The sequence below is a fragment of the Mycolicibacterium celeriflavum genome, assembly GCF_010731795.1.
GTDB lineage: Bacteria > Actinomycetota > Actinomycetes > Mycobacteriales > Mycobacteriaceae > Mycobacterium > Mycobacterium celeriflavum.
This window is the reverse complement of the sequence record NZ_AP022591.1, coordinates 3,203,709-3,216,653: the sequence shown is the minus strand read 5'-3', so window position 1 is coordinate 3,216,653 and position 12,945 is coordinate 3,203,709. Positions and strand designations below refer to the sequence as shown.

12 protein-coding genes are annotated in these 12,945 nt (G+C 66.9%); 8 read left to right on the top strand and 4 right to left on the bottom strand.

The window, feature by feature from the left end; translation table 11 throughout:
* The first annotated feature begins 85 nt into the window (after window positions 1-85).
* The 4 genes from G6N18_RS15585 to G6N18_RS15570 all read left to right on the top strand — a co-directional run bounded on the left by G6N18_RS15585 (window position 86) and on the right by G6N18_RS15570 (window position 4,539).
* Window positions 86-1,222 carry a glycoside hydrolase 5 family protein gene (locus G6N18_RS15585; RefSeq protein WP_067214379.1) on the top strand — a complete coding sequence of 379 codons (1,137 nt, stop codon included), beginning with the start codon at window positions 86-88 and terminating at the stop codon, window positions 1,220-1,222.
* 112 nt (window positions 1,223-1,334) lie between these two features.
* Entirely contained in the window at window positions 1,335-2,009 is a 675-nt protein-coding gene (locus G6N18_RS15580) for a L,D-transpeptidase family protein (RefSeq protein ID WP_067214348.1), read from the top strand.
* Window positions 2,010-2,194: 185 nt separating this feature from the next.
* Window positions 2,195-3,697 carry a flavin-containing monooxygenase gene (locus G6N18_RS15575; protein WP_407663524.1) on the top strand — a complete coding sequence of 501 codons (1,503 nt, stop codon included), beginning with the start codon at window positions 2,195-2,197 and terminating at the stop codon, window positions 3,695-3,697.
* Window positions 3,694-4,539 carry an SDR family NAD(P)-dependent oxidoreductase gene (locus G6N18_RS15570; RefSeq protein WP_067214347.1) on the top strand — a complete coding sequence of 282 codons (846 nt, stop codon included), beginning with the start codon at window positions 3,694-3,696 and terminating at the stop codon, window positions 4,537-4,539. Before G6N18_RS15575 ends, G6N18_RS15570 begins: the two co-directional genes overlap by 4 nt.
* Before the next feature lie 9 nt (window positions 4,540-4,548).
* On the opposite strand, the gene G6N18_RS15565 is transcribed toward G6N18_RS15570, so the two are convergent.
* Window positions 4,549-5,322 carry an enoyl-CoA hydratase/isomerase family protein gene (locus G6N18_RS15565; protein WP_067214346.1) on the bottom strand — a complete coding sequence of 258 codons (774 nt, stop codon included), beginning with the start codon at window positions 5,320-5,322 and terminating at the stop codon, window positions 4,549-4,551.
* Window positions 5,323-5,423: 101 nt separating this feature from the next.
* Here G6N18_RS15565 and G6N18_RS15560 point away from each other — a divergent pair, with 101 nt between their 5' ends.
* Window positions 5,424-5,831: a YciI family protein gene (locus G6N18_RS15560; RefSeq protein WP_067214345.1), complete on the top strand. Its 408-nt coding sequence runs from the start codon at window positions 5,424-5,426 to the stop codon at window positions 5,829-5,831.
* Entirely contained in the window at window positions 5,831-7,000 is a 1,170-nt protein-coding gene (locus G6N18_RS15555) for an RNA polymerase sigma factor (protein ID WP_067214344.1), read from the top strand. Before G6N18_RS15560 ends, G6N18_RS15555 begins: the two co-directional genes overlap by 1 nt.
* On the opposite strand, the gene G6N18_RS15550 is transcribed toward G6N18_RS15555, so the two are convergent.
* The 3 genes from G6N18_RS15550 to G6N18_RS15540 form a co-directional block, all read right to left on the bottom strand.
* Window positions 6,997-8,466 (bottom strand): amidase, encoded by a 1,470-nt coding sequence (locus tag G6N18_RS15550; RefSeq protein ID WP_083000049.1) that lies wholly within the window; start codon window positions 8,464-8,466, stop codon window positions 6,997-6,999. The genes G6N18_RS15555 and G6N18_RS15550 overlap by 4 nt on opposite strands.
* A 48-nt stretch (window positions 8,467-8,514) precedes the next feature.
* The gene (locus tag G6N18_RS15545) at window positions 8,515-8,982 is read right to left on the bottom strand and encodes a hypothetical protein (protein ID WP_067214377.1); all 468 of its coding nucleotides are present in this window, start codon (window positions 8,980-8,982) and stop codon (window positions 8,515-8,517) included.
* A gap of 155 nt (window positions 8,983-9,137) precedes the next feature.
* On the bottom strand, window positions 9,138-9,869 hold the full coding sequence (locus G6N18_RS15540) for a ZIP family metal transporter (RefSeq protein ID WP_067214342.1): 732 nt from the start codon (window positions 9,867-9,869) through the stop codon (window positions 9,138-9,140).
* Between the two features lie 104 nt (window positions 9,870-9,973).
* Between G6N18_RS15540 and G6N18_RS15535 the strand changes: the two genes are divergently transcribed.
* Together G6N18_RS15535 and G6N18_RS15530 are read left to right on the top strand one after the other, a co-directional pair.
* Window positions 9,974-11,551 (top strand): FMN-binding glutamate synthase family protein, encoded by a 1,578-nt coding sequence (locus tag G6N18_RS15535; RefSeq protein ID WP_083000241.1) that lies wholly within the window; start codon window positions 9,974-9,976, stop codon window positions 11,549-11,551.
* Window positions 11,552-11,567: 16 nt separating this feature from the next.
* Complete coding sequence (locus G6N18_RS15530; RefSeq protein WP_083000048.1) at window positions 11,568-12,926, top strand: WS/DGAT/MGAT family O-acyltransferase; 1,359 nt, start codon at window positions 11,568-11,570, stop codon at window positions 12,924-12,926.
* The last annotated feature ends 19 nt before the right edge of the window (window positions 12,927-12,945 follow it).

Below are 12,945 nucleotides of genomic sequence, written 5' to 3'. Positions count from 1 at the left end.
TTCGTCGATAACGATTCGAAACCTGTTGTGTTGCAGGACGAGACATGGCCAGTGTCGGTTCGGCCACGAACACTATGTTCGAATGGTGCACCGGCGAACCGCTCTCAAGCTTCCGCTGTACCTGGCAGCGGCCGCGGCGCTGACCAAGCTTCCTCTCGCATCCGGCGAGACCGGCCGATGGTCAGCTGACCGCGCCAACGCCTGGTACGCGAAGCAGGGTTGGCTGCTCGGCGCGAACTATGTCACCTCGAACGCCGTCAACCAGCTCGAGATGTTCCAGGCGGGCACCTACGACGCGCGCCGCATCGACGGCGAGCTCAGCGTGGCCAAGCGGATCGGGATGAACACCATGCGGGTGTTTCTGCACGATCAGCTGTGGGCTACCGACCGGGCCGGCTTCAGCCAACGGCTGTCACAGTTCGTCTCCATCGCGGCGAGTCACAACATCAAGCCGCTTTTCGTGCTGTTCGACTCGTGCTGGGATCCGTTGCCCAAGGCGGGTCGCCAGCGCCCGCCGATCAAAGGAGTGCACAACTCCGGTTGGGTGCAGAGCCCAGGCGCCTTCCGGCTGCAGGATCCCGCCTACACCCGCGTGCTGCAAAGCTACGTGACCGGGGTGGTGGGCCTGTTTCGCGACGATCCACGTGTCCTCGGATGGGACGTGTGGAACGAGCCGGACAACCCGGCGCGCGATTACCGCGAGGTCGAACACGAGGACAAGCTGGAACTGGTCGCCGCGTTCCTCCCACATGTCTTCCAGTGGGCGCGTGCGGTCAAGCCGACTCAACCGTTGACCAGTGGTGTGTGGCAGGGCCACTGGAAAGACCCGGCAAGCCGCAGCCAGATCTGCAGCATTCAGCTCGAGCAATCGGACGTCATCAGCTTCCACAGCTACGGCGATGCCGCCGAATTCGAGGCCCGCATCGACGAACTCGCGCCGCTGGGGCGCCCGATCCTGTGCACCGAGTATCTGGCGCGGAGCCTGGGCAGCACCGTCGAAGGGATCCTGCCGGTCGCCAAGAGGCGGAATGTGGGCGCTTACAACTGGGGTTTCGTGGCTGGGCGAACGCAGACGTACCTGCCGTGGGACTCGTGGAAGGAGCCCTACACGACGCTTCCGGAGACGTGGTTCAGCGACCTGATCCACCCCGACGGGCGGGCCCATGACAACGACGAGATACGCGTCATCCAGAAGCTGGCCGGGGTGAGCAACGCCAGCTGACGTGTCGCGACCGCATTTCTCTTTGATAGCGAACGTATCTCGGTGACGCGATTGCGCGGAAGTCTCTGAGAAGATCACCGGACTCGTCAAAGATCCCGGTCCCGAGGTTCCTGTGAAACTGCGAAAAGCACTGGCGCAACTCGGGGCTCTGCTCCTGAGTCTGTCACTCGCTGCGCCTGCCGCGGCGCAGCCTGCGACCACGCCCGTCGGGCAGTCCACGCAGTGGATCGTTGTCGGCGTCCCTGCTGCGGACGCAACATCAGGAACCCTCACTGCATTTCAGAGAGTCGGCCGACAATGGAAAGCGGTCCTGGGACCGACGCCCGCGAAGGTGGGCGCGCTCGGCGTCGGCGCCCCCGCCGACGGTGTCCACCGCACACCCGTCGGAACGTTCACGTTCGACCAAGCCTTCGGACGCGAGCCCAATCCCGGCACCAAGATGCCGTACTTCCAGACCACAAACCAGGACTGGTGGGACGAGGACGCTGACTCGCCCACGTACAACACCCACGTGCGCGGACCGCGCAAACCGTCGTCGATCGCGGAGAACCTGTACGACTCCGGACCCGTCTACGACTACGCCGTCAACATCGCGGTCAACCCGCAACGCATCCCGGGGCGGGTCTCCGGGATCTTTCTCCACGTGACCGACGGCAACCCCACCTGGGGATGTGTGGCCATCGGCCGCGACGAGATGCGCTCGGTGCTGAAGTGGCTGGATCCGTCGGCGGCCCCGCGGATCACCATCGGCGTCGGGAGCCCGTCGCTTGTGCCGTCACGGGCGTGACCCGCGGCCCATCGCAACCCCGACAGATTGCGCCCACAGAGAAAGTGCAAGTAGCGACCTGCGTGGGTGCAATCAAAACGCAAAAGCCCGGTGACGAACGGATGTGGTGTAAGGAGCGGCGCCAATGGTTAATCCTTAGTCACCTGCGAAGCCGTAGGTGGTGAACAGCCAGGCGAGGGGGCATCGTGGCCGACGAATCGCTTCTCCCCGGTCACGTGCACATCGCCATCATCGGAAGCGGGTTCGCCGGTCTGGGCGCGGCGGTGAAACTGAACGAGGCCGGACACCGCGACTTCCTCGTCCTCGAGCGTGGCAACGACGTCGGCGGCACCTGGCGCGACAACACCTATCCGGGCGCGGCGTGCGACGTTCCGTCCCACCTGTACTCGTACTCGTTCTCGCTGAACCCGAATTGGACTCGGTCGTTCTCGACCCAGGCCGAGATCGAGGAGTACATCCGCGGTGTCGCGCGTCGCGCCGGTGTCCTGGATCGGCACGTATTCGGTTGTGACGTCAAAAAAGTGGCGTGGCAGGAGGACCACCATCGCTGGGAGCTCTCGACGAGCCGCGGAGCAATGACGGCCGATGTGGTCATCGGCGGGTTCGGCGCGCTGGCCGAACCGTCTCTGCCCCCGATCCCCGGCATCGACGACTTCGACGGGGAGCTGTTCCATTCGGCGCAGTGGAACCACGAGGCGGATCTCACCGGTAAGCGCGTCGCGGTCATCGGCACCGGGGCATCAGCGATCCAGATCGTCCCGGCGATCGCCGACACGGTCGCCCACATCGACGTGTATCAGCGCACGGCACCGTGGCTGCTGCCGCGCTTCGATCGTCCTTTCACCCGCATCGAACGGTGGATTTTCCGTAACATCCCGGGTGTGCTGCGGCTGGCGCGCGCCGGTATCTACGCCGCTCGCGAGATTCAGGTGCTCGGGCTGGCGAAAAATCCCCGCCTGATGAAGCTGTTCGAGCTGATCTCACGCGCCAAGATCCGCACTGAGATCCGCGACCCCGAACTGCGACGCAAGGTGACACCGAACTTCCGCATCGGATGTAAACGGATGCTGATCGCCAACGACTGGTATCCCGCGCTGGACCGCGAGAACGTCGAGCTCATCACCGACGGCATCGGTCAGATCGACGGCCACAGCATCATCACCGCGGACGGTACCGCCCGAGAGGTCGACGCAATCGTCGTGGCGACCGGCTTCCATGTCACCGACTCGCCGATGTTCGAAACGATCTGCGGCAGCGACGGGCGGAGCCTGAGCCAGGCCTTCGCCGACAAGGGAATGCGCGCGTACAAGGGCACGACGATCGCCGGCTATCCCAACCTGTTCGTCCTCGTCGGCCCGAACACCGGACTCGGCCACACGTCGATGGTGTACATGATCGAATCCCAGCTCAACTACGTGGTCGACGCCATCACCACCATGGAGAGCCGCGGCCTGAGCCGTCTCGATGTCCGCCAGGACGAACAGGACGCGTACAACGACGAACTGCAGCGCAAACTGGCCAACTCGGTGTGGATGACAGGCGGTTGCGCCAGTTGGTATCTCGACGCTCACGGCAACAACACCACCCTCTGGCCCGACTTCACGTTCAGATTCCGCAGACAGACCAAGCGTTTCGACGTCGACGCCTACGAGACGGCGGCAACGACCCGACCTGTGGACGTGTCGTGAGGTCATTCGACGGAAAGGTGGCGGTGGTCACCGGCGCCGGGTCGGGGATCGGACGTGCGTTGGCCATCGGACTGGCCCGCCGCGGGGCGCTGACGGCGATTTCCGACGTCAACGAGGACGGCTTGCGGAGCACGGCCGCGAGGGTCAGTGCGGTCGGCAAGGGTCCTCACGTCGAAGTGCTCGACGTGAGTGACCGGGACGCGGTGCGCGACTACGCAACGGCCGTGGCCGAACACCACGGTGTCGTCCACCAGCTCTACAACAACGCCGGCGTCGCCGGCGGTGCCGCTCCTCTGAGCGAGAGCGATTATGAGACCTACGAGCGCATCGTCAACATCAACCTGTGGGGTGTCATCAACGGCACCAAAGAGTTCCTGCCGCACCTCATCTCGTCCGGAGACGGGCATGTCGTGAACATCTCCAGCCTGAACGGATTGCTGGCGCAAGCATCGATGTCTGCCTACTGCACAACGAAATTCGCGGTCCGCGGGTTCACCGAATCTCTTCGAGCTGAGATGCTCGCCGAAGGCCATCCGGTGCGGGTCACCGTGGTGCATCCCGGCGGCATCGCCACGAACATCGCGACCTCGGCACTGGCCGATGCCGAGCGTGCCGGCCGCGAGATCACCGACCAGCAACGGCAACGAGCCGAGGCGTACAACGCCAAACTGCTCAAGATGTCGCCGGTTCGGGCCGCCGAGACCATCCTGTCCGGCGTCGCGGCGAACCGCAGTCGAGTGCTGGTGGGCAAAGACGCCAAGGGCGTCGATCTGCTGGTCCGCTTATTGCCGCGGGCTCATGCGCGGTTGGTTCTCTGGTGGGAGAAGCGAACGTTCGGTTAGGTCGTGTGTTCAGCGCCCGCGCCACTGCGGTTTGCGCTTCTCCTGCCAGGCTTGAAGTCCCTCGCCGACGTCCTCGGTCGCGGCGGCCACCTTGCGCATCGTCTCTCCGAACCGGACCGACTCGATCCAGCCCATGTTGGCCGTGCGCGACGCCACCTCCTTGGTGGCCCGTTGCGCCAGCGGCGCCGCCTCGGTGAGCGTCTGTGCCCACGAGCGCGCTTCGGCTTGCAGGTCGTCGGGCTCGACCAGTCGCCACACCAACCCGATCTCCTTGGCGCGCTCGGCCGCGATCGGTTTTCCGGTCAACAACAGTTCCATGGCGTCGGCCCACCGAACCCGCTCGGGGAGCCGGATCGCCCCGACGATCGTCGGCACACCGAGCGACACCTCCGGGAACGCAAAGGTGGCGGTGGTCGACGCGATCACGAAGTCGCAGAACAGAACGCCGGTCAACCCGTAGCCGATGCAGGGCCCGTGGACCGCCGCGATCGTCGGCTTGAAGAGTTCCATGCCGCTTTCGAAAGAGTTGATCGTCGGCTTCTCCCAGAAGGTGCCGCCAAAGGTGCCCACCGAACCCTCGCCGTCCTTGAGGTCGCCGCCGGCGCAGAACACGTCGCCGTTGGCGGTGAGGATGCCGACCCACGCGTCCTCGTCATCGCGGAACCGGTCCCATGCCGCGTTCAAATCGCGCCGCAGCGCGCCGTTGATGGCGTTGCGCGCCTCGGGGCGATTGAGTGTGATGGTGGCGATGTGGTCGTCCAACTCGTAGGTGACGAGATCCATGGCTGCACCATAGCCATGACGGCGGATGTCGAGAACGTCGCGATGGCTCCGTCCCAGGGGTGAGCGACCAACCAGGGTTGCCACTTTGAAGGGAGAACATCATGGCCAAGTACCTGCTCCTCAAGCACTACCGAGGCGCGCCGCAGGGCGTGAACGACGTGCCGATGGACCAGTGGACGCCCGCCGAGATCGACGCGCACATGAAGTACATGAACGACTTCGCCGCCCGTGTGGAGGACAGCGGCGAGTACGTCGGCGGGCAGGCGCTTGCCCCGGAGGGGGTCTGGGTCCGCTACGACGGCGAAGGCAAACCACCCGTCACCGACGGACCGTTCGCGGAGACCAAGGACCTGATCGCGGGCTGGATGATCATCGACGTCGACTCCTACGAGCGCGCCATCGAACTGGCGGGCGAGTTGTCCGCGGCGCCCGGCGCGGGCGGGAAGCCGATCCACGAGTGGCTCGAGGTGCGGCCGTTCCTGACCGCGGCGCCCGCCTCGACCGAGTAATGGCCGACCACGCGGTGGACGAGGCCGAGCTGCGGGACATGATTCCCGGGGTCTTGGCGGCAGTCGTCCGCCGCGGGGCTGACTTCGCGACCGCAGAGGACGCGGTCCAGGAAGCACTGATCAAGGGCATCGAGATCTGGCCGCACCAGCGCCCCGACGACCCCAAGGGCTGGCTGATCACCACGGCGTGGCGTCGCTTCGTCGATCTCAGCCGGTCGGAGGCGGCGCGGCGTCGCCGCGAGCTCCAAGTCTCCGACGAACCGGCGCCCGGACCGGCTGCTTCGGTGGACGACACGCTGGCGCTGTACTTCCTGTGCGCGCACCCCAGCCTCACCTCCGCGTCGGCCGTCGCGCTGACCCTGCGGGCGGTCGGCGGCCTCACCACCCGACAGATCGCGCAGGCGTACCTCGTGCCCGAAGCGACGATGGCTCAACGGATCAGCCGCGCCAAACGCACAGTTTCCGATGTCCGGCTGGACCGTCCCGGCGACCTGCACACCGTGCTTCGGGTGCTGTACCTGGTGTTCAACGAGGGCTACACCGGCGAAGTGGACCTCGCGGCGGAGGCCATCCGGCTGGCCCGACAGCTGGCCGCGAGGACCGACGACCCGGAGGTCGCGGGGCTCCTCGCCCTCTTCCTGCTTCACGACGCCAGGCGCCCGGCCCGGACCCGCGCCGACGGCAGCCTCGTGCCACTGGCCGAACAGGACCGCCGCCTGTGGCGGCGCGAGATGATCGCGGAGGGCGTGGCCGTGCTGCAGGCCGCGCTATCGCGTGACCGGCTCGGCGAGTACCAGGCGCAAGCCGCGATCGCGGCGCTGCACGCCGACGCGCAGACCGCCGACGAGACCGACTGGGTGCAGATCGTCGAGTGGTACGACGAACTCGTCCGGCTCACAGACAGCCCGGTCGTGCGGCTCAATCGCGCGGTCGCCGTCGGTGAGGCGGACGGACCGCAGGCGGGGCTGGCGGCGCTACTGGAACTCGACCCGACACTGCCGCGGTACACCGCAGCAGCCGCCTACCTCCATGAGCGGTCCGGCGACACCGCAACGGCGGCAACGCTTTACGTGGAGGCCGCCGCGAAGGCACAGAATATTGCCGAGCGCAATCACCTCACGCTGCGCGCCGCCACTCTCCGTCAGCTCGCGTCGGACAGCGAGAGCTAAACCGGTGCGACGCGATCCGCCCAGGGCGCGGCCTGCTCGAGTTGGGCGGCGAGGCGGATGAGCAGCGATTCACCGGCCAGCGGTGCGACGAATTGAACGCCGAGCGGCAAGCCGTCCGCGGTCCAGTGCAGGGGAAGCGAGATCGCCGGTCGCCCAGTGAGATTCGCCAGCTGCGTGTACGGCACCCAACCGAGGTTCTTGTCCACCATGTCGTCGACGATCTTTGTGTAGCGCAGCAGCCGAGCGGTGCGCGTCTTGATCAACACGTCGGCGGCATGCTGCAGCGCGACCGGGAGATCGAACGCGCCGATCTTCGGCGGCGGGGTCGCCAACGTGGGCGTCAACAACAGGTCGTAGGACTCGAAGAAGGTGGTCAGCCGCCGCGTGTGCTCGTGGCGCCGCTCGACGGCGTCCACGTAGTCGACGCCGCTGGTCGCCCGGCCGAGCGCGGCCAGGATCAGCGTGTCGCGTTCGAAGGACTCGTCGCCCGCGCCGGAGATCCGTTTCGCCTCATCGAGTTCCCATGCGGTGTAGACGAACCAGGTGAGCAGGAAGTCGCGGGCCAGCGCCGCGTCGTCGAACGGGGCGCGCGGCAGTTCGTCGACGTGGTGACCCAGATCGGTCAGGATCTGCACGGTCGACTCGACGGCTGCGAACGACTCACGGTGCGGTGCCGGGTTGATCGCCGACGGAATCCGCACGCCGATCCGCAGCTTGCCGGGATCGGCGCCGGCACATGACGCGAACGGAAAGTCCGGCACGCCGGGCACATACGGCCCGCACGGCTCTCCGCCGCGGATGACGTCGAGGATCGCCGCCGTGTCGCGCACCGTCCGCGACACCACGCCCTGCACCGCCGCGCCGTGCATGGACTCACCGGTCGCGGGCCCCGACGGAGTCAGCCCGCGGCCCGGTTTCAGGCCGACCAGCCCGCAGCATGCCGCCGGGATTCGGATCGATCCGCCGCCGTCGTTCGCGCCCGCGCACGGCACGATTCCCGACGCGACCGCGGCCGCCGATCCGCCCGACGAGCCACCCGGTGTCCGCGACAGGTCCCACGGATTGCGTGCCGGACCCCAGGCGTCCGGCTCGGTGATCCCCTTCGTCCCGAACTCCGGGGTGTTGGTCTTGCCGAAGATGACCAGGCCGGCGTCGATCCACCGTTGGACGACCGCCGAATGCTCCGCGACCGGCGTCGACATCAGGGCGCGCGACCCGCGCGAGCTGGGCAGCCCGGCATAGTCCTGCGCGAGATCTTTGATCAGGAACGGCACGCCGGCGAAGGGGCCGCTGAGCTCATCGGACGGCGATGCGGGAACGTCGCGCACGACCGCGTTGATCCGCGGATTGACCGCCGCCGCGCGCTCCTTCGCCACTGCCAGCAACTCCGCCGCGGTGACCTCTTTGTCGGCGACCAGCTTCGCCAACCCGGTCGCGTCGTGCGCCCGATACTCGTCGAACTTCACCGCCTGACCGTACGTGTTCGGGCGCCGGCGTGCGGTGTCACGTCATTGTCAGCGGTTGGCCGCTGTGCGCGGTCTCGCGCAACTGACGGGAACAGCTGGCGTGATCGGGGCGATGCGCTGCTGACGGTGATCGTCACGAGTCATCCGTCGATTGAGCACCCGCTCGTCCCGCTTGCTCAGTGCGCGGCGGCTGCGGACCAGGAGTTCGAGTTGATGCCAGCTGAGCCCGTCGAGATCGCCGTCTTCGTCATGGGTGGCAACAACGACGCAGCCGCGCAGCAGCGGCACCGTCTTCGCCGTGAAAGTGGTTGTCGCCAGCAGCAGTTCAGTGGCTTTTCGGTTGGTGCGCCGTTCGCACCCGTGTGTCGATGGGCTGAACCAGAAGTCGAATTGCCGGTCGGTGCTGGTCAGGCAGTGCAGGCCCTGATCCTCGACGAGTTGATCGATGTCGGCCTCGGTGTAGGCGCGGGTCTCATAGACTGTGCCGCTGGTGCTGAAGTACAGGACGGTGTTCATTCTGAATTCCCATTCGTCTCTTTCTTCGTTGTGAAGGGTCGGCATCGGCTCACCGCCCTGTTATAGAAGTTACCCATGTGACAGTTGAGACAAACCTTGATAACGGTCCGGCGACCGAGTTTTTGGCGCGGCGGCATGCGGCAGGGTGAAACCCGTTAGCCGGCCAGCACGAATGACAGGAAGAACCCGCCGGCGGTGGCGAAGGCGTTGAGCGGGCGACCGTGTTCGAACGCCTCGGGCATGAGCGTGTCGGCGAGCGAGGCCAGCACCGCGCCGCCGGCGAACGACAGCGCCACCGCCAGCACGTGTTCGCTCATCCCCGCTGCGACCGACCGGCCGAACACCACCGCGGCGGCCAGCAGCAACGCGCAGAGCAACCAGGTGACGACGACGGCGCGCGCGCTGGTCCCCGAGTTCCGCATCGCGACCGCACCCACCAGCGACTCCGGCAGGTTGGAGAAGAAGATCGCGACCAACAGCGAGAGCGACGCGCCGCCGACCAGCGATACGCCCAGCGCAAGGTTCTCCGGCACACCGTCCAGCGTCACCGCGGCGAGCAACGCGAGGCCGACCCCGTTGCGCGTTCCGGAGGCCGCGACTTCCCGGCTGTCGGGGCCCGACTTCCCGCTGATGTACCGGTCCAGGGCGGTGTCGACAGCGACGAACGTCGCGGCGCCCGCGAGCAACCCGAGGCCTGATCGCGCGGGACCGCCCATCTTGAACGCCTCTTCGAACAGCTCGAAGGCCAGAGCCGAGATCAACGCTCCACTGGCGAATGCGAGCAGCACACCGGTCAGCCGTTTCGGCGGGCTCCATTTCGCGCCGATGAGCGAGCCGATGACAAGCGCGCTGGAGGCGGCCAACCCGAACCAGACAGCTGTCAACACCGCGCCCTGATGCCCCGCCCGGTGAATTCTCAAACCCGAGACGCCGTCGGCACGTTCGACGCCGAGTCGGTTTCGGTCCGCCGGTGCGTGGCAACACTGACGGCATGGGCCGCACAGTTCGTGGTCTCGCTGCCGTGGCCGCATCGACGTTGGGCGCCGTGGCAGCGCGTGATCTCTTCCAGCGAAAGCACGCGCTGCTGCGCAACTTTCCGATAGTCGGGCACGCCCGGTACCTGCTCGAAGCCGTCGGACCGGAGCTGAGGCAGTACATCGTCGCGGCCAACGACGAGGAACGCCCGTTCACCCGCGACCAGCGTCGGTGGGTGTACGCCTCGGCCAAGAAGGAGAACAACTACTTCGGGTTCGGCACCGACAACGACCTCGAATACACCTCCGGCTACCCGGTCATCAAGCACCGAACGTTCCCACGCGCCGTACCCCCGTCGGCGCCGACCGCGACGCTCGAGACAAAGGTGCCGTGCGCCAAGGTGATCGGCGCGGCGCGGGGTCGGCCGGGCGCATTCCGACCGCACTCCGTGGTCAACATCTCGGCGATGAGCTTCGGGTCGCTCTCGGCCAACGCCGTCGAGGCGCTGAACAAGGGCGCGGTGTTGGCCGACTGCCTGCACAACACCGGTGAAGGCGGTATCTCGCGCTATCACCGCCACGGCGGTGAACTGATCTTCCAGATCGGCACCGCGTACTTCGGCTGCCGCGACGCCGAAGGCCGCTTCGATCTCGACAAGCTCAAGGATGTGGTGGCCGGCGCGCCGGTGCGCGCGTTGGAGATCAAACTCAGCCAGGGCGCCAAGCCGACCATCGGCGGACTGCTACCGGCTCCCAAGGTCTCCACCGAAATCGCCGCCGCCCGAGGGGTTCCGGAGGGACGCGACTGCGTCAGCCCATCGCGGCACGCCGAGTTCTCCGACACCGACAGCTTGCTCGACTGGGTGGAACTGCTGGCCTCCGAAACCGGCCTGCCCGTGGGAATCAAGTCAGCCGTCGGCGATCTCGACTTCTGGAACGAACTGGCCGATCTCATGCGGGACACGGGCCGAGGCGTCGACTTCGTCACGATCGACGGCGGCGAGGGCGGCACCGGCGCGGCGCCGTTGATCTTCACCGACACCGTGTCGCTGCCCTTCCAACTCGGCTTCGCCCAGACGTATCGGATCTTCGCCGAGCGGGGCCTGCACGAGGACCTCGTCTTCATCGGAGCCGGCAAGCTCGGGTTGCCGGACAACGCCGTCGTGGGCTTCGCCCTCGGCTGTGACATGGTCTACGTCGCGCGGGAGGCGATGCTCGCGATCGGGTGTGTCCAGGCGCTGAAATGCCATACCGACACATGCCCCACCGGAGTCGCCACCCAGAACGCGTGGCTGGCCCGAGGCCTGGTGCCCGACGTCAAGGCCGAGCGCGTCGCGAACTACATCAAGACGCTGCGCCGCGACCTGGTCAAGGTGGCCGAGGCGTGCGGTGTCGAGCATCCCGGGCTGATCACCACCGACGCGGTCGACATCCTCGACACGCGAACCGCTTCCACACCGTTACACGAGGTGTACGGTTACGAGCCGGACATGGGCCTGCCGTCCGCGGCCGACCGCAAGGAGATCGTCCGGTTGATGTCGGTTCGCGAGTCGCAGGGCGACTCCGCGCCGGCATCGACGTCCGCCGTCGGATGACACGCCCGGAGGCCGTATGCAACCGATATCGCCGACCGACCTGATCTTTCTGCTCGGTGAATCCCGTGAGCACCCAATGCATGTCGGCGGGTTGCAGCTGTTCGCACCGCCGGACGGGGCCGGCCCGGAATTTCTGCGCGAAACCTACGAGGCATTGGTCGAGCAGACCGAAATACAGTCCACGTTCCGTAAGCACCCGGCGTTCTTCGGCGGGGTGACCAACCTGGTCTGGTCGTCCGACAAGGAGGTCGACCTCGAGTATCACCTGCGCCGCTCGGCCCTGCCCGCGCCCGGTCGGGTGCGGGAGCTGCTCGAGCTGGTCTCGCGGCTGCACGGGACCCTGCTCGACCGTCATCGCCCGTTGTGGGAGGCGCACCTGATCGAAGGCCTCGACGACGGGCGCTTCGCGGTCTACACGAAGTTCCACCACGCGCTGATCGACGGCGTGTCAGCGAGCAAGTTGATGCAGCGGTCGTTGACGACGGACCCGGCCGACACGGACCTGCGCGCACCCTGGAGTCTGCCGCCCCGACGCGGGACCGGCGCCAAGCCCGGTGCGTCACTGCTGCAGACGTTGGGCCAAGCCGCCGGCTCCGTCGTCGGCGCGGCGCCGAGCACGCTGATGCTGGCCCGCGCCGCGCTGCTCGAGCAGGAACTCACGCTGCCGTTCCGGGCGCCGAAGACCATGTTGAACGTCCGCATCGGCGGCGCTCGACGGGTCGCCGCGCAGTCCTGGGCGTTGGAGCGCATCCAGAAGGTCAAGAGCGCCGCCGGGGTGACCGTCAACGACGTCGTGCTGGCGATGTGTGCGGGGGCGTTGCGCGAATACCTGGCCGAGGAGAACGCGCTGCCGGACACCCCGCTCGTCGCGATGGTGCCGGTCAACCTGCGCACCGAGAAGGACGCCGACGGCGGCGGCAACCTGGTCGGCGCGATCCTGTGCAACCTCGCCACCGATCTCGACGATCCGGTGCGGCGGCTGGACGCCGTTGCCGCCTCGATGCGGGACAACAAGAAGGTCTATTCCGAACTGCCGCGAGTTCAACAACTCGCGGTGTCGGCGATGCTGATCGGCGGGCTGGCGCTGGCGCTGCTGCCGGGTTTCGTCGCGACCGCGCCGCCGCCGTTCAACATCGTGATCTCCAATGTCCCCGGGGCCAGGGAGCCGATGTACTGGAACGGCGCCCGCCTCGACGGCAACTACCCGTTCTCGATTCCGCTGGACGGGCAGGCGCTCAACATCACGTTGGCCAACAGCGCCGGCAACCTCGACTTCGGGCTGGTCGGCGACCGAAGAAGGGTCCCGCATCTTCAGCGGATACTCGGCCACCTCGAAACGTCGCTCAAGGAATTGGAACGCGCGGTGGGTGTCTGAGGCATCCCCGTAGCGGTAT

Bases quoted from the DNA above. Each gene is read 5' to 3' on its own strand.
- G6N18_RS15565 (WP_067214346.1), bottom strand. From the start codon at position 5,322: ATGGATCTCGTCACCTACGAGTTGGACGACCACATCGCCACCATCACA.
- G6N18_RS15560 (WP_067214345.1), top strand. From the start codon at position 5,424: ATGGCCAAGTACCTGCTCCTCAAGCACTACCGAGGCGCGCCGCAGGGC.
- G6N18_RS15555 (WP_067214344.1), top strand. From the start codon at position 5,831: ATGGCCGACCACGCGGTGGACGAGGCCGAGCTGCGGGACATGATTCCC.
- G6N18_RS15545 (WP_067214377.1), bottom strand. From the start codon at position 8,982: ATGAACACCGTCCTGTACTTCAGCACCAGCGGCACAGTCTATGAGACC.
- G6N18_RS15535 (WP_083000241.1), top strand. From the start codon at position 9,974: ATGGGCCGCACAGTTCGTGGTCTCGCTGCCGTGGCCGCATCGACGTTG.
- G6N18_RS15530 (WP_083000048.1), top strand. From the start codon at position 11,568: ATGCAACCGATATCGCCGACCGACCTGATCTTTCTGCTCGGTGAATCC.